15 protein-coding genes are annotated in these 16,451 nt (G+C 42.9%); 13 read left to right on the top strand and 2 right to left on the bottom strand.

Annotation, left to right across the window (positions count from 1 at the left end; genetic code table 11):
- Positions 1 to 191 precede the first annotated feature (191 nt).
- The gene (locus GPK88_RS03460; protein WP_173771368.1) at positions 192 to 1,292 is read left to right on the top strand and encodes a YibE/F family protein; all 1,101 of its coding nucleotides are present in this window, start codon (positions 192 to 194) and stop codon (positions 1,290 to 1,292) included.
- Positions 1,268 to 2,068, top strand: a complete 801-nt coding sequence (locus tag GPK88_RS03455; protein ID WP_330626541.1) for a YibE/F family protein — start codon at positions 1,268 to 1,270, stop codon at positions 2,066 to 2,068. Before GPK88_RS03460 ends, GPK88_RS03455 begins: the two co-directional genes overlap by 25 nt.
- A 301-nt stretch (positions 2,069 to 2,369) precedes the next feature.
- On the opposite strand, the gene GPK88_RS03450 is transcribed toward GPK88_RS03455, so the two are convergent.
- Entirely contained in the window at positions 2,370 to 2,867 is a 498-nt protein-coding gene (locus GPK88_RS03450; RefSeq protein WP_173771280.1) for an ATP-binding protein, read from the bottom strand.
- A 305-nt stretch (positions 2,868 to 3,172) separates the two neighbouring features.
- Here GPK88_RS03450 and GPK88_RS03445 point away from each other — a divergent pair, with 305 nt between their 5' ends.
- The 3 genes from GPK88_RS03445 (at position 3,173) to GPK88_RS03435 (ending at position 5,936) form a co-directional block, all read left to right on the top strand.
- A complete protein-coding gene (locus GPK88_RS03445) occupies positions 3,173 to 3,610 on the top strand; it encodes an Hsp20/alpha crystallin family protein (RefSeq protein ID WP_015526401.1) in 438 nt (145 codons plus the stop codon).
- 336 nt (positions 3,611 to 3,946) lie between these two features.
- Positions 3,947 to 4,909, top strand: coding sequence for a nucleoside hydrolase (locus tag GPK88_RS03440; RefSeq protein ID WP_173771278.1), 963 nt, complete (start codon positions 3,947 to 3,949; stop codon positions 4,907 to 4,909).
- 70 nt (positions 4,910 to 4,979) lie between these two features.
- The gene (locus GPK88_RS03435) at positions 4,980 to 5,936 is read left to right on the top strand and encodes a 3'-5' exonuclease (RefSeq protein ID WP_173762837.1); all 957 of its coding nucleotides are present in this window, start codon (positions 4,980 to 4,982) and stop codon (positions 5,934 to 5,936) included.
- Here GPK88_RS03435 and GPK88_RS03430 read toward each other — a convergent pair.
- A complete protein-coding gene (locus GPK88_RS03430) occupies positions 5,913 to 7,202 on the bottom strand; it encodes a D-alanyl-D-alanine carboxypeptidase family protein (protein ID WP_173762836.1) in 1,290 nt (429 codons plus the stop codon). The two genes, GPK88_RS03435 and GPK88_RS03430, sit on opposite strands and share 24 nt — an antisense overlap.
- 335 nt (positions 7,203 to 7,537) lie before the next feature.
- Between GPK88_RS03430 and GPK88_RS03425 the strand changes: the two genes are divergently transcribed.
- The 8 genes from GPK88_RS03425 to GPK88_RS03390 all read left to right on the top strand — a co-directional run bounded on the left by GPK88_RS03425 (position 7,538) and on the right by GPK88_RS03390 (position 16,450).
- Positions 7,538 to 8,971, top strand: a complete 1,434-nt coding sequence (locus GPK88_RS03425; RefSeq protein ID WP_173771276.1) for a four-carbon acid sugar kinase family protein — start codon at positions 7,538 to 7,540, stop codon at positions 8,969 to 8,971.
- 14 nt (positions 8,972 to 8,985) lie between these two features.
- Positions 8,986 to 9,660: an aspartate/glutamate racemase family protein gene (locus GPK88_RS03420; RefSeq protein WP_173762834.1), complete on the top strand. Its 675-nt coding sequence runs from the start codon at positions 8,986 to 8,988 to the stop codon at positions 9,658 to 9,660.
- Position 9,661: 1 nt separating this feature from the next.
- Complete coding sequence (locus GPK88_RS03415; RefSeq protein ID WP_173762833.1) at positions 9,662 to 10,366, top strand: FadR/GntR family transcriptional regulator; 705 nt, start codon at positions 9,662 to 9,664, stop codon at positions 10,364 to 10,366.
- Complete coding sequence (locus tag GPK88_RS03410; RefSeq protein WP_173762832.1) at positions 10,363 to 11,184, top strand: beta-keto acid cleavage family enzyme; 822 nt, start codon at positions 10,363 to 10,365, stop codon at positions 11,182 to 11,184. Before GPK88_RS03415 ends, GPK88_RS03410 begins: the two co-directional genes overlap by 4 nt.
- Positions 11,185 to 11,187: 3 nt before the next feature.
- The gene (locus GPK88_RS03405) at positions 11,188 to 12,918 is read left to right on the top strand and encodes a sensor histidine kinase (protein ID WP_173762831.1); all 1,731 of its coding nucleotides are present in this window, start codon (positions 11,188 to 11,190) and stop codon (positions 12,916 to 12,918) included.
- An 8-nt stretch (positions 12,919 to 12,926) separates the two neighbouring features.
- Positions 12,927 to 13,997, top strand: a complete 1,071-nt coding sequence (locus tag GPK88_RS03400; protein WP_173762830.1) for a response regulator transcription factor — start codon at positions 12,927 to 12,929, stop codon at positions 13,995 to 13,997.
- 165 nt (positions 13,998 to 14,162) lie between these two features.
- Entirely contained in the window at positions 14,163 to 15,470 is a 1,308-nt protein-coding gene (locus tag GPK88_RS03395) for an ABC transporter substrate-binding protein (protein WP_173762829.1), read from the top strand.
- A gap of 98 nt (positions 15,471 to 15,568) precedes the next feature.
- Positions 15,569 to 16,450, top strand: a complete 882-nt coding sequence (locus GPK88_RS03390; protein WP_173762828.1) for a carbohydrate ABC transporter permease — start codon at positions 15,569 to 15,571, stop codon at positions 16,448 to 16,450.
- Position 16,451: the final 1 nt, after the last annotated feature.

Raw genomic sequence — 16,451 nt, 5'->3', positions numbered from 1 at the left:
TGCGCCTTCCGGGCGCAAGCAGGGAATAGTCCCTTATAGGGACAGAGCAAGCCACCCGCTAAGCGGGTGGTCTTGACTTTGTATACCTTATATTGACCGATACTTTCAAAAAGCGTACAATGTTACTTCGATAAAAAGCAACCGGTCAGTGCGTTTACAATTGCAATATTTCTACAGGGGGAATGAAGTTAATGAAATCCTGCATATTTCACAAAAAATATCTTTTAGCCGGCATATATATTATTTTTGTTCTGTTTACCTGCTGTAATTCCCGATTTTATCATACACCGCTGGCAAAAATATGTTCCGTAACAGAAAAACAGACTCTGAGCAGAGAAGGAACCAGGGGCTCAAAAGAATATTACTATACTCAGAATATTACGGCACGGATATTAAACGGTTCGCATAAAGGGGAAAAAATAACGGTCTCTAATGAATATACATCTTCTCAGGTTCAGACCAAGAAATATCATAAAGGAGACACCGTTCTTTTAAGCGGTTCAAAGGAAAGCCCCGGAAAAACGATACGTTCTGTAAAAAGGGATGGGTATCTGGCATTACTGGCAGGAGGATTATTTTTTCTTCTGATCTGCATTACAGGAAAGCAGGGATTTTACACGATCATATCACTGATACTGAATACAGTCATATTTGCGTATGGATTTCAGGCTTTTACAGAAGGGAAAAATATTTTAAATATCTGTAATGTCATCGCAGTTCTTTTTTCATTGACTACATTGATCTGCTTAAATGGAATTCACAGAAAAACATTTTCCTCAGTTCTTTCAACACTGTGTGTTCTGTTTCTGATCATGGCATTGTTTGAATTTTCTATTTATATGTACGGAGATCTGGATTATTCCAATCTGGAATACCTTGGAAGTACAGGCAATTCAGCAGATATATTCTGGGCAGATATTATGCTGACAGGACTTGGTGCAATTATGGATGTGACGGTGACGATCAGCGCAGCAGTAGGAGAGATCGTACGGAAAAATCCATCGGTTTCTCTGAGAAGACTGATACATTCCGGTCGTGAAATCGGATATGATATTATGGGAACCATGATAAATGTACTGCTGTTTGTTCTGGCAAGCGGCATGATTCCCATGTTCATACTTAAGATGAATAATGATATAAGCTTTGTAACGATCGTGAGATACCACATTCCATATGATATCTGTCGTTTTCTGATAGAAAGCATTGGAATTGTACTGGCAATACCGGTATCCGTTTTTATTGCTTCAGCGATTATGAAAATACCATCATGGAAAAGGAGTGGCAGAAAATGATCATTTTTCTTACATTGGTCTTGATTATGTTGATGGTCCTGATTGGTGGTGAACGTGGAGCCATGTCAATTATGACACTGGCAGGGAATATTGTAATTTTGTTTTTTTCAATTATGCTGATGTCTGCCGGTTTTCCTGTACTGCTCCTGATATTGGTGGCAGGTGCAGGTGTCTGTTATATTTCTCTGTTTTATCAGAACGGAAATAATCCAAAGACGCGGGCGGCTTTTCTGGCTACACTGCTGGTAATGTTACTTTTGTTTGTTCCGATTTATATTATCACATGGAGATCAGGAAGCTACGGATTAAATGAGATCCAGATTTCAGAAGATGATTTTATGTATTATTACAGTACGGATCTTCATATCAACATGCTTCATGTAGGAATATTTGTAACTGTTTTCAGTACTCTTGGAGCTGTTATCGATACGGCATTATCCGTAACCTCCTCTGTATATGAAGTCTGGACCCATAAAAACAGTCTGACAGCGAAGGAGCTTACAGCTTCCGGCTATCAGGTCGGAAAAGAAATCATAGGTACAACAGTAAATACACTGCTGTTTGCTTATCTTGGGGGAACTATTCTGTTATTTTCATACATTCAGACACAGCAATATACCCTGGAAATTATTCTTAATTCCCAGTTCCTTTTTCAGGATGTTGCGGTTATGTTATTTGGTGCGGTGGCATGTCTTATTACCGTCCCGGTGTCGATCAGATGCATCATCCGGCAGATTCACCGTACTGGTCCAGAAGAAAAACAGTCAGATCTGTGAAGAAGAATTTTCTTTTTCTTCACAGTCCTGACAGATTCCATGAAGCGTAAAGCAGTGTCAGATTTGTCGTAAATGTCATAAATTTGTGGTCAAAAAATGATGAGAAATGGAGAGTGCTAATTAAATATTGTGAGCGAAGTAAGGCGTGAGTCATAAAATATGGCTTGCGTCTTTTTCTTTGCCAGAAAGGAAGTTATAAGTTTGAAGGAGTAAATGTATGGACAACATGTAAAAGGAGCCAGTAAAACAACTCCAGGCTTTGCTGTTATGGATTATGAATAGAACACACATTCACCGAATGTTAGTTATCTGTTTTATTACAACACATCACAGATGCATAGAACATTCCATCCTCTGTTTTAAAGTGGCAGACACCATTGTAATGTGCGGCAATGTTTTTGACCGATTGTGTGCCGAGCCCGAGTCCCTTATGCTTCGTTGAAACAAGCTTGTCATCATTTGTACATTTGAGTGTTCCTGAGAAGGTATTGTCCACCGTAATACAAAGCGAACTGCCGGTCAGGTTGGCACGAATCAAGATTTTCCGGTCATTGCCAGACTCATTTTTGCAGGATTCCAGTGCGTTTTCAATCAGATTGCCGAATATAACAGAAATATCGGTATCTGAAACGAAGATATCATTCGGAATCTTAACTTTAACAAAATAATTAATACAGTTATCCTTAGCCTGCTGAGCAAAGTAGAGCAATACAGCGTTTGCGGCAGTATTTTCGCAAAAACGGACAAGAGAGTTATCCGGAAGGCTTTTGCTGTACTCATTAAGGTAATCATGCAGCACATCAAGTTTTCCTTCCGTCAGGTATTCTTGTATGAGAGCGATATGATGACGCACATCATGCTTTGCACGGCGGGCGTCAGTGATTTTACGGAAAATGTGTACGCAAAATGTGAAGAAAGTGTGAAATTAGCACTCACCTCTTGACAGTGCTAATAATGCGTGTTATAGTACATACAGAACAAAGGAAGAGAGAAAAAAGAAATCTTCCGGAGAAAGTTCTTACAGAATTAGCAGATGTTTTCAGAAACAGTAAATTAAAAACGCCTGCGCAGCACGCAGCGAATATAGATCAGGAGGAATGAGTTATGTTAATGCCAAGTATTTTCGGAGAAGATTTATTTGATGATTTTATGGGATATCCGACAGGCCGTCAGGCAGCTGCCAATGCTTATCCTCAGGTGAAGGATATGATGAAGACAGATATCCGTGATGTAGATGGCAATTATGAACTGGAGATCGATCTTCCGGGATTTAAGAAAGAGGATGTGAAGATCCAGCTGAAGAATGGTTATCTGAACATTCAGGCAACCAGAGAAGAGAAGAAGGACGAGAAGGATGATAAAGGTAAATATGTTCGCAGAGAACGTTATACAGGAACCTGCAACAGAAGCTTTTATGTAGGCTCGAGCATTAAGCATGAAGATATCCATGCGAAATATGAGAACGGAATCCTTCATGTAACCTTCCCGAAGGAAGAGACCAAGAAAGAAGCAGAAGAGAAGAAATTTGTTTCTATTGATTGAACAGCATTTATTGTGAAGCCCAGGTACTGGATTGCAAGTCCTGGGTGATGGGATATAGCATAATAACAATATCCGGAACAACCCAAACGGATATTGCAAATATTAAAGATCCAAATTGCACATTGCATTTGTTTATATAAATGAATATAACCCCCTTTTTTCCACCCCTCTGCCAATGCCCGGCAGAGGGGTTCTTTACGTTTCGGCCTGAAGTACAGAGGTGAATTCTGATTAACTTTACACTCTTTCCTCACTCTGTTATACTTGGAATAGGTAAACAGCGGAAATTCGGCAATACTATAAAATTGGGGAAAGAGTTTTTACAGAGGTGAATATATGGGAGATAAGATCAAGGTTATCATGGACTGTGATCCCGGAATCGATGACGGGATCGCACTGGCATATGCGGCAGCACATCAGGATGAACTGGAGCTGCTTGCAGTGACGACATCTGCAGGAAGTACCAGGATAGAAAGAGTGACCCAAAATGCACTGGAGCTGGTGGATTTTTACGGACTGAAGGTTCCGGTGGCAGGAGGCCAGGACCGTCCTCTTGTAAAAGCGGCAATTTATGCGGAAGAATTCCACGGAGAGACAGGGCTTGGCCATTGCGTACTGCCGGAAGCAAAATCAGAGGCTGCTTCTGATAATGCAGTGCTTTTTATACGTGACATTCTGAAGGCCATTCCGGAGGGCGAGCAGGTAGTAATGATCGAAACTGCACCAATGACTAATCTTGCACTTCTGTTGAAGGTTTTTCCTGAAATAAAGAATAAGATCAGAAAAATTGTATTTACAGGCGGCGCAGCAAAAGGCGGAAACATCACACCGGCAGCGGAATTCAACATCTACGCAGATCCGGAGGCGGCAAAGATCGTATTCGATTCCGGAATCCCACTGATCATGTGTGGACTGGATGCTACCCTGAAATGTAATCTCACCAGAAACCAGATCATGAAGCTGTGCCAGTCCGGTGATCCGGCAGCCAGAGCCTGTGGAGATATGGCTGGCTACGTACTTGAAAATTTTTCCAAATATCGCTGCGTGGCAAGTATCCATGCTGCTGTACCGTTTATGTATCTCATCCATCCGGAGTTCTTTAAAACAGAAAAAGTATTCCTGGATGTGGATTGTTCAGACGGTGCCGGACGGGGTGCCACATTATGCGATTTCCGCTGGTGGCTACACGAAGAAGACGAAATGAAAGATATGATTCTGACAGATGCAGATACAGAAAGCTTCCAGCAGGAGCTGTTTGAAGCGATTTATTCTGTGTCCGAATGCAAAAATATGAAATAGCCGGACAACGATCCGGAAACAGCTGCATTTATGAAGCAGCTGAGCAGTCAGATAAGAGGACAGAAAACCCATGAACTATATTGTATTTGACCTGGAATGGAACCAGAATCCGGATGGAAGAAGACATCCGGATAGTCGGCTCCCGTTTGAGATCATAGAGATCGGGGCAGTAAAATTAAATGAAAAAAGAGAGATCGTTGATACCTTTCAGTGCCTGATCAAGCCCAAAGTGTACCACTGGATCCACGACAGTATCCACGAAGTGATCCACGTGGATTATCATGAACTGGAAAAAGGCATCCCTTTTCCAAGGGCGATCCGCAGATTCCTGGAATGGTGCGGGGAGGAGTATCGCTTTTTTACCTGGGGAGACCAGGATGTGATGGAACTTCAGCGCAATATGAAATACTATAATCTTCTGAAGCTGATGCCAGGGCCGGTGCATTACTACGATGTGCAGAAACTTTTCAGCATAAAATTCGAGGACGGAATATCCAGGCGTTCCCTGGAATATGCTACAGACTACCTGCAGCTTCCCAAAAGCCGGGATTTTCACCGGGCACTGGCAGACGCCAGCTATACTGCCAGGATACTCCTGGAGATCGATGAAGCCTGCATGATCCGCCATCCGTCCCTGGATGTATATCAGAATCCAAAATCCAGAGACAGCGAGATCTATATTTCCTATACAGACCATGACAAGTTTGTGTCCAGGGAATTTGTATCAAAGGAGCGTCTGATGAAGGACCGTACTATGGTAAGTACCATGTGTCCTATCTGCAGATGCCCTGCCAAGAGGAAGATCCGCTGGTTCAGTACCAACAATTCCAAGGTATATTACAGCCTTGCCCTTTGCCATGAGCATGGACCTGTTGCCGGAAAGATCCGGATCCGAAAAACCGACGAGGGAAAATATTTCGGGGTGAAGACCCTGAGAGCAGAAGATACAGAAGCGGCGGATGAGATCCGTGAAAAGCACGAATCTCTCCGCCGCAGGAAAATGTTACGAAGCCAGGAGAAGATCTGATACGATGTTTCGTTCGTATTGCATTCCCCATCCGACCATTTGTTTCTTATAATAATATTTGCTTTTCAGACGCAGTGGGCCGACAGCATTCTGAAGAACGGCCTGGCGTTTGTTAAGCTGTGATTTTTTGATACCTTTTGGAAGAGTCACATAAACCTTTGTCTGATAATAAAACGGATAGGTGTTTCCGTTATTCTTAAGGATATATTTGTCACAAGGGAGTACCTTAAACGGGACTGGCTCCATGGACACCTTCATATCCACCTTTTCAAAATTTTCAAAACCATAATTAAAAAGAGAAGCGGTATCGCTGTAAGCATTTGCCGCGGAAGTAGAATTCAGGATCACGGCTACCAGCGTTATATTTCCCCGTTTGCAGTAGGTGACAAGTGTGTTGCCGGATGCATCCGTGTAGCCTGTTTTTCCGCCACGGACGCCTTCATAATAATATTCGCCGTTTTTCATCATCTTGTGATGATTGAGCAGCTGGCGGGCTTCCGCAAATTTATTGGTAGGCGGGATCTCGTAATAACGTTTGGTGCAGTATCGCCGGAAAAGAGGATTCAGCCAGGCGGATTTGGCGATCTTTGCCATGTCGGAGGCTGTGGTGTAATGATTCTCATCCGGAAGACCGTTGGGATTGTTAAAGTGTGTGTTCTTGCAGCCAAAAAGCTTGGCGCGCCAGTTCATGAGTTCTGTGAATTTCTTTACAGAGCCGGAAACTTCTTCCGCAACGGCGACAGACATTTCATTAGCGGACTGGAGCATGACAGCCATCAGGGCCTGATCCCTGGTGAATTCTTCACCGGGAGCAGCATAAATACTGGAATCTCCGGCAGTTACACTGGTGGAAGCGTTCTCAGATACGGTAATGTTTGTCTTAGCGTTCAGATTTTCGCAGGCAAGCAGTGTAGTCAGGATCTTCGTGATGCTGGCAGGGTAGAGCTGTGTGTCCGCATTTTTGGAATAAAGAACGGATTCTGTATTTACGTCCATAAGGACTGCAGCCTGTGCTTCGATGCCGGGACCTTTGGGCCACCCGTCAATGGAATCGGTGTCGGCAGCCTGTGAATAATAGCTGGAGTGAGCAGGCGTGACTGCTGCGGCCTGACCATCAGGAATCGGTGTGGCAGTGACGATAGGATCACCATATTCATCGTATCCATAGGCAGCCGCCGCGCAGGGAGCTGCGCCTGTGAGCAGGATCCCTATGCCGAGAATGCCTGCAAAGATCCGGCGCAAGGATCGTTTTTTCATATTTTTCATAACAAGATACCTTTCAGTGATAAATCCGGGCGAGAAGGTTATTATTCATTTGAGAATCAGTAACCGAAAAAATCTTGCCCGTTTTGTGATGAGGTGCAGTATTTCATTAATTATAGCATTGTATTAATGAAACGCTGTATTTTTGCCCTCAAGATTCTGTAGTAGTATACCACTTTCCTCCCGGAAAAACCACTGACAGACTATGAAAATTCCAGTAAGACTTTTTTTGGATTATGTCAAAATATTATTGATTCACCTTGCATTTCAAACGTAGGATGTTTATACTATGGATTTAGACAGAGTAAATTTTTTTAAAAGCAAAGGTAGGATGTTTAATGAACGAGAAGACAATCAGTGCTGAGATCCTGAATAAATATCCCATTCCGGACGTGGCGGAAGTGGACAGGCTTCTGACTGAGGAGGCAGAAAAATTCGGCTTAAAGATCATAGTTCTTGACGATGACCCCACAGGCGTGCAGACAGTACACGATGTGTCCGTTTATACGGACTGGAGTGTAGAGAGCATGAGAGAAGGCTTTGCAGAGAAAAACAAGCTTTTCTTTGTACTGACCAATTCCCGTGGTTTCACAGAAGAAGAAACCATAAAGGCTCACCGTGAGATCGTAAACAATGTTCAGAGCGCAGCAGATGAGGCCGGCATGGAATATTGCATCATCAATCGAAGTGATTCTACTTTGAGAGGACATTTTCCGCTGGAAACCAAAATTGTAAAAGAAGAGATGGAAAAGAGAAATCCATGGAAAGTGGATGGCGAGATCCTTTGTCCTTACTTTAAAGAAGGCGGAAGATTTACATTAAACAATGTCCATTATGTAAAATATGGTGATGAGCTTGTTCCGGCAGGTCAGACCGAGTTTGCAAAAGATGAGACTTTTGGTTATACATCCAGTAATTTGTGCGAGTATGTAGAGGAGAAGACAAAAGGTGAGTTCAAGGCAGAAGACTGCGTTACAATTTCCCTGGAGCTTCTTCGCAGCATGGATTACGCTAAGATCCGGAAAAAACTTATGTCAGTGGAAAACTACGGAAAGATCATCGTAAATGCCATTGACAATATTGATGTGAAGATTTTCTGTACAGCGCTTTACCGTGCCATTGCACAGGGAAAACATTATACTTTCCGTACAGCAGCAGCCCTGGTAAAAGCATTCGGCAATATTTCCGACAAGGCTTATCTTGCCAGGGAAGAGATGATAAACAAAGAGACAGCGGCAGGAGGTATTATCGTCGTAGGAAGCCACACAGCCAAGACAACTGCACAGTTAAATGAGCTGAAAAATATTTCCGATATTACATTTATCGAGTTAAATTCCGATCTGGTCCTTGAAGAAGGAAAACTGGAGGAGGAGACAAAACGTGTCCTTACCATGATCCAGGATCTGATCCGCAAAGGAAACACAGTGTGTGTTTCTACAAAACGTGCGCTTTTAAAAGTAGAAAACGATACACCGGAGGAAGCACTGAAGCGTTCTGTAAAGATCAGCGATGCCCTTCAGAAATGTGTGGGAGAGCTTGAGGTGACACCTGCCTTTGTAGTTGCAAAAGGCGGCATCACATCCAGTGATGTAGGCGTAAAAGCCCTGAGAGTAAAACATGCAAAAGTCCTGGGACAGATAAGACCTGGAATCCCTGTATGGCAGACAGGCAGAGAAAGCAAATTCCCTGGGATCCCATATGTGATCTTTCCGGGAAATGTGGGCGAGATCAAAACCTTACGTGAAGCAGTAGAAATTTTAATGAATAAATAAAGGAGATCAGAAAAATGAAAGTAGGATTAATTTATACCAGTACAACACCGGAGCTTATCGAACTTGTAGAAAAAGAAGTAAAAGGACAGCTTGGAGAAGATGTAGAGTTATACAGCATTGAGGATCCTTCTATCCTGGCAGAGACAAGAGATGCAGGATATGTTACACCGAAAGCAGCAGCCAGACTGATCGGAATGTACATGAAGGCAGTAGGCGAGGACTGCGAGGCAATGTTAAACCTGTGCTCATCTGTAGGTGAAGTTGCAGATGCAGCCCAGGATGCGGCAAAATATATCGGTGTGCCGATCGTCCGTGTAGATGAGGAGATGTGCCGTGAAGCAGTACGCCAGGGAAAGAAGATCGGCGTAGTGGCAACTCTGGCGACAACACTGGAGCCAACCAAAAACACGATCCTCCGTATGAGCCGTGAGTGCGGAAAGCATGTGGAGCTGGTTGACTGCCTGGTAGAGGGAGCGTTTGGCCTGAATCAGGATGAGTTCCGCGCAAGAATGGCAGAAAGCATTGAGAAGATCGCAGATGATGTGGACGTAGTACTTTTTGCACAGGGAAGCATGGCATACTGCGAGGAATATATTGCTGAGAAATTCGGCAAAATTGTTCTTTCAAGCCCGAGATTTGGAGCTGCTGAGTTAAAGAAAGCACTGGTGAAGAAGGGAACAGTAAAATAAAATGAGTGAAACTGGGAAGAAAAAATCAGTAGTTGACAGAGTTGTGGATGGAATTGTATCCGGGATCATTTCAGGGGAATTCCAGCCCGGCTCAAAGCTTCCCACAGAAGTAGAATTATGCAGACAATATGAGGCCGGAAGAAATTCTGTGAGAGAAGCCATCAAGAAGCTGGAGGCAAATGGTGTTGTCTATATTAAACGTGCAGACGGTACATTTGTCAGCGAAACTTATAATCAGAAACTGCTTGACCCCATGCTTTATCAGATCATCCTGAAGAAAAACAGTTGGAAGGACTTTGTACAGCTTCGGGCTGTTATTGAGATCGGAACCTTAAATGTGATCCTTGAGAATGATCCGGATGAAGAGAAAATAAGAAATCTCTATGAGATCCAGGAAAAGATGGAAGCTGCGCTGAATGAAAAGGAACCGGATCCAAATCGGATCATGAGGACAGATACAGAATTTCATGCAGGAATTGCGGCGCTTTCAGACAATCCTCAGATCGTGACCATTACAGAATATATAACAAGACTGACAGTTCCTTCTCGCCTGGAGGCCATCTGCAAGGTCATAAAAAAAGGCGAGGTTTCCCACTTTGCAGAGCTTCACAGGGAGATTCTGGAAGTAATCTCAAAAAGGGAAAAGGACAAGATTGTCCAGACTGTAACTGATCATTATGTATATTGGAATGGAGAAAAATTATGAAAAAAATAATGCTTTCTGTAGCACCGGTAAGTGCGTCAGATACAGATATCAATCCGAGAAAAATCGCAGATGATGTTATTGAATGTTGGAAACTGGGAGCATCCATGGTTCATCTCCACGTAAGAGACGTCCATGGAAAACTCACTCCGGATATGACACTTATGGATGAAACAATCAGATATATCCGCGAAGCCTGTGACATTGTAGTTGAGATTTCCACAGGCGGTGTTTCCGACCTTACCATCAAAGAGAGAGTTCAGCCCTGTTACGCGCCGTACACAGAGGCAGTCAGCTTAAATGTAGGTTCTGTAAACCTTGGAAAGGCCGTTTATCAGAATCCCATTGATGATGTGGAATACTGTGTTGGCGAGCTGATCCGTGAAGATAAAAGACCGGAGATCGAGGTATTTGAACTTGGAATGATCAACACAGTCCGTGAGCTGGATGAGAAATTCCACTTTGTAGACCCGATCCTTTTTGCCCTGGTATTCGGCCATGGCGGAGAGATGCCTGCAACGGAAAATGCACTACGTCACATGAAAGAATATCTCTATGAGACATTCCCGGATGAGGGCAAAGTATTATGGGGATACACAGAGGCCAACCGTAAAGATTTCAAGATGGTAAGCAAAGCCCTGGATATGGGAGCTGTATCCTTAAGACTTGGTTTTGAGGATTCCAACTATCTGGAAAACGGCGTGCAATGTACAACCAATGCAGAGCTTATCAAAGCGGCCGCAGAACTGCTCCGTGAAAAAGATATGGAACCGATGACCCCTGATGAAGTAAGACAGATGTTAAAGATAAAGGCATTATAAAATATGGCTGACAAGATGAAAACAAACAGACGTACTATTCAGCAGCAGATCCAGGTGGCGATCATAGCCATCTCCATTCTGTCCATGCTGATCCTGGGTGTCAGTATTTTTGCGCTGACCACAAATAACATAGTGGAAAATTATCAGCAGGATTTTTATTACAGTCTACAGACTTCAGATAATATTGTGGAGCTTCAGCTTGACAGTATCATAGAGGAAATGAGAAATCTTCTTCTGAAAGACTCCTACATGAATGCTCTTTCTCAGGCAGGGGAAGAACCGGGTTCCTATTTTTCCTCAAAAGAAACAAGAACCCTGGAAAAAAGTGTAAATGAACTGACCTTACAGCAGGCATCTGTTCAGGAAGTATTATCAGTCAGCCTTAATGGAAAACTTTATATTCATTCAAAAAAGTCCGACCTGTCACAGTACACTTCGTTCTATAAAGACGGAGAGATACTGAAACAGGCCTGGATAAAAGAAGCCCGGGATGCAGATGGAAAAGAGATCATCCTGGGCAGTAATGCGCTTACGGGAAAAAATGATACATTGTCCATAGTGAAGTATCTGCGCGGTTCCCGGGAGGATAGCGGAGTAGGCTATCTGATCGTAAATGTATCAAAAAATATTTTCAAAATGGCATTTGAGAACAGAGGAAATTATAAGACCAACTGCTTTATGGTCATCGACGAAAACACGGATGATCCCCTTATTTATTTCCAGGGAGACGACAGCTATAAAGAGGAGATCTACAAAGCGTATGTCTCTGCTCTTTCAGTGACATCTCAGACACCGTATATTTTCAGTGCCAGGGAAAGTTTTGTAAATGGCTGGACTCTGGTGAGCGGTATTAAGGCAAGCGAATTAAATGCACAGAAGGTCAATGTGGGTATCCTGATCGGGGTGATGATCCTGCTTCTGTTTGGCATTGGCATGTTTGTGGCACATATGATTGCCATGAAGATCTATATGCCTCTGAAAAAACTGGAGCGCACCATGCAGAGTGTGGAAGAGGGAACACGTAATATCACAGAAGAATTTGATGACAGTGAGATCGGCCTTCTGGGACAGAAATTTAAAGAAATGGTCAACAATAATCTGGTATTAAGGGAACGTCTGCTTTATGCCAAGATCAGGCAGAGAGAGCAGGAGCTGCATCTTCTCCAGGAGCAGATCAACCCGCATTTTCTTTATAATGCCCTAGATGCCCTTTACTGTATGGCCATTGTTCATGAGGAGGATGAGATCGCCACAATGGTGGCTGCTCTTTCTGACAATTTCAAGCTGAGCCTGAACAAGGGAAGTAATCTGATCATGGTAAAGGATGAGATCCAGCATATCCGCTCATACATTACCATTCAAAATATGCGCTACAAAGACAGATTCCATCTGAAGATCCAGGTGGATGAAGATCTTATGGAAAAGAAGATACTGAAACTTCTTCTCACACCTTTTGTGGAAAATGCGGTATATCACGGACTGGAAACCAAAATGGGTGATGGAAATATCTGGATCACAGGTCAGGTAAATGAAAACAGGATCATCTTTACCATTATTGATGATGGCGTGGGGATTGATGATATGTCCAAGCTGGATAAAGGCTATGGAATCAATAATGTAAGAGAAAGAATTAAACTGTATTACGGTGAAAATTCAGAAGTAACGATCACAAGTGAGCCTGGAAAAGGAACCCGGGTAAAGATCATTCTGGCAGAAAATGAAATGAGGATATAAGTGAAACTATGAAAAAACTGGTAGTGATCGATGATGAATATCTGACCATTGAGGGAATCCGTGTAATGCTGAAAAGGATTGGTGCGGATTATGAGATGGCAGGCTCTGCTTCAGATGGTCAGATGGCACTGGAACTGATTGAAAATGTACATCCGGATGTTGTTTTCATAGATATTCGTATGCCCGGGCTTTCCGGTCTCGAGGTCATCGAACATTTTTATAAAAAATATCCGGATATGATATTTGTGCTGGTAAGTGCATATAAAGAATTTGAGTATGCCCGTAAGGGAATGGAGCTGGGAGTCCACAGTTATATAGACAAGCCGGTAACTATGGACAAACTGAAGGCTACCCTGGAAAAGATAGATGAAGAATTTAAAGAACGGCCCAGCAAAACAGATGTGGAGAATGAAAAACAGATCCGGGATCTGAGACTTTCCCTCAATGCTGTTGTGGAGATGATCAACGACAGTAATACGGAAAACTGGGAAGAGGAAACACGGAGGATCCAGCAGCTTCTGAAAAAAGCAGGATATGGCCTGCCAGAATACAAAGAAGAGAGCTATAAACTTATTACCGCTGCTTCTGCGGCCTTTTATGAAAAGTGGAAGCAGTATGAACATGATTTTAACTTCCCTCTTTTTAACAATATTGAAGAGATGAAGACAAAGGAAGAGGTAGATGAGTATGTCTATCTCATCCTGCAGCGTATTTTTGAAAAGATTTCCGTGAGAAAGATCGGAAGTTCCCACAGGGTTATCACACATATACTGGACTATATTAATCAAAATTACAGCCAGGATTTCGGCCTGAATGAGATGGCAGAGATGGTACACATGAACCATGCTTACCTGAGTATTCTTTTTAAGGATGAGGTGGGGATCAGTTTTGTGAGATATCTGACCCAGATCCGTATGGCCCATGCAAAGGAACTTCTGCTGAAAGGTGCCAAGGTACAGGAAGTAAGTGAGGCTGTAGGCTACAATAATTATCGGTATTTCTGCAATATTTTCAAAAAAGAAGAGGGTGTCACTCCTATGCAGTTTAAAGGTGGTGTCCGTAAATCAAAAGAAAACTGACAGATTTGATCTAAAGAAATATGACAAACATAAAAATCGGATTCTATAAAATTTGGACATTTTCAAAAAAATGACAGACTATCAATCTGAAACGTAGGATGTTAGAATAAAGCCAGCTTAAAGATAACGATATCACAAAAGAAATGTATTAGGAGGTTTTGAGAAATGAAGAAAAAAGCAATGGCATTAGTCATGGCTGCAGCAACAGCGATCTCATTAATGGCAGGATCCTTAAGTGTAAGCGCAGCAACAGATCCTGACACATCAGCAGAGAAAAAGATCAAGGTTCTTTCAATCTGGGCAGAGGACAGCGCAGATGGAAAAATCCTTACAGGAATGCTTGACAACTACACCAAAGATGTAAATCCGAATTTCAGCTATGAATATGAGTATGTATCAGCTTCAGACCTGAGCACAAAGATTTCCACACTGGTAGCATCCAACGATCTTCCTGATCTGTTTGCTTACTCAGCAGGTGTTCCGTTAAGAGAGCTGATCCAGGCAGGAAAAGTTGTAAATGTTTCCGAAGAGCTTAAAGCAATGGGCGATGAGGACAAAGTCATGGACAGTGCAAAGAGTATCATGACTTCTCTTTCTGACACAGATGATCTGTATGATCTTCCATTCGGAATGAATATCGAGGGATTCTGGTACAACAAATCTGTATTTGAGGATGCAGGCGTAGAAGTACCGACAACATGGGATGAGCTCCTTCAGGTATGTGACACATTAAAAGAAAAAGGAATTCAGCCGATCGCAACAGGCGGATCTGACAAATGGCCTACAACACGTATCGTAAACGCTTACGCATATCGTACAATGGGCGCAGATGCAGTTAAGAAAGCATGCGAGGGCGAGACAAAATTCACAGATGACGGATTTGTAGCAGCAGCTCAGATGGTAGCAGATATGGCAGACAAAGGATACTTTGGCGAAGGTGCTACAACAGTTGATAACACAACTGCTGAGGGAATGTTATTAAATGGTCAGTGTGCAATGCTCTATGACGGAAGCTGGTTCACATCTTCCATTACAGATGAGGAGACAAACCCGTCCGGAGAGGACAACATCGGATTCATGGGAGTTCCTGTAGTTGATGAATCTGTAAGCGAAGCTTCCGAGCTTCCTGCAAACTGTGGTAACATCCTTTGCCTGTCTCAGGACAAATATGACGGAGCAATGGCAGGATTCTTACAGTACTTCGTTGAGAACGTTGGTAACTACGCGATGGGCGACTATCAGTCAGTACGTGGTTATACATACGATGTAGATACAAAAGATATCAGCTCTGTTACCCAGACAGTAATTGATGCTATCGCTGATGCAAAGACTTCTACCGCATGGTGGGAAGCATACATGAATGATGAGACAAAAGCAACTGCACAGGATAATATTCAGTCTGTATTAAATGGAGATATGGATGGAGCCGCTTATATGGATTCCATTGAGGAAGCATATACAATCAGCAACTAAGCTGTAAGATCAACGGACTAATTAAGAGTATTGGGAGTGGCAGGATAACAGTTATGTCATTTTCAATACTCTTTTTATGAGAAAGGCAAGGAAACAGGATGAAACATGTATTAGGAAATAAAAAGGCAATTGCGCTGTTTGTTGTTCCGGGGCTGATTCTTTATGTGGGACTGGTATTCGTACCTGTAATCTGGTCCTTTGTATATTCTTTATATTCAGGAACGCCGGGACTTAGCTGGAGCTTCAGCGGCCTTAAGAATTATTCAAAACTTCTGATCGACTCAAAATTCCACGAATCACTTATGGTAACGATCCGGTATATTCTTACCACCATGCTTGGTATGGTAGTGCTGGGACTGGCACTTGCCATGATGTATCGCTTCTGGCTTGTTAAATTCAAGAACCTGATTCGTACTATCACATTTTTCCCGGTAATCCTCCCGACAGTAGCCGTTGGACAGTTGTTCCGTAAGATTTATGAGATCCAGCCAAACTATGGTCTGTTAAACAGTATTCTGGATGCGATCGGTCTTCATGATCTGGTACAGCCGTGGATCGGACAGGCAAGCACAGCATTAGGGTGCTTAAGTGTCATGGATATCTGGGTGTCTGTAGGTTTCTATGCGGTAATTTTCTACGGTGGTCTTATTGATATTCCGGATGATATTATTGAGGCGGCAAAGGTTGACGGGTGTAGTTCCTGGCAGATGTTCAAGAACATTATCTTCCCGCTGCTCCGCCCGATCACTATTACATGTCTTGTATTTGCATTTGCAGGTACTGTTAAAGTATTCGAGTCCGCAATCGCCCTTACAAACGGCGGTCCGGGAAGTGCAACAACAACATTATCCATGTACATGTACAACGTGGCATTTGAGTACAGAAACTACGGATATGGAAGTGCGATTGCCATCGTTATTTTCCTGATCTGTATTATCGGAACAAGAATCATCCGTTTCTTTGATGTAAAGGAGGCATAAA

This window comes from Blautia sp. MCC269 (assembly GCF_018785655.1).
Taxonomy (GTDB): domain Bacteria; phylum Bacillota; class Clostridia; order Lachnospirales; family Lachnospiraceae; genus Blautia_A.
This window is presented reverse-complemented; position numbering and strand designations above follow the sequence as displayed.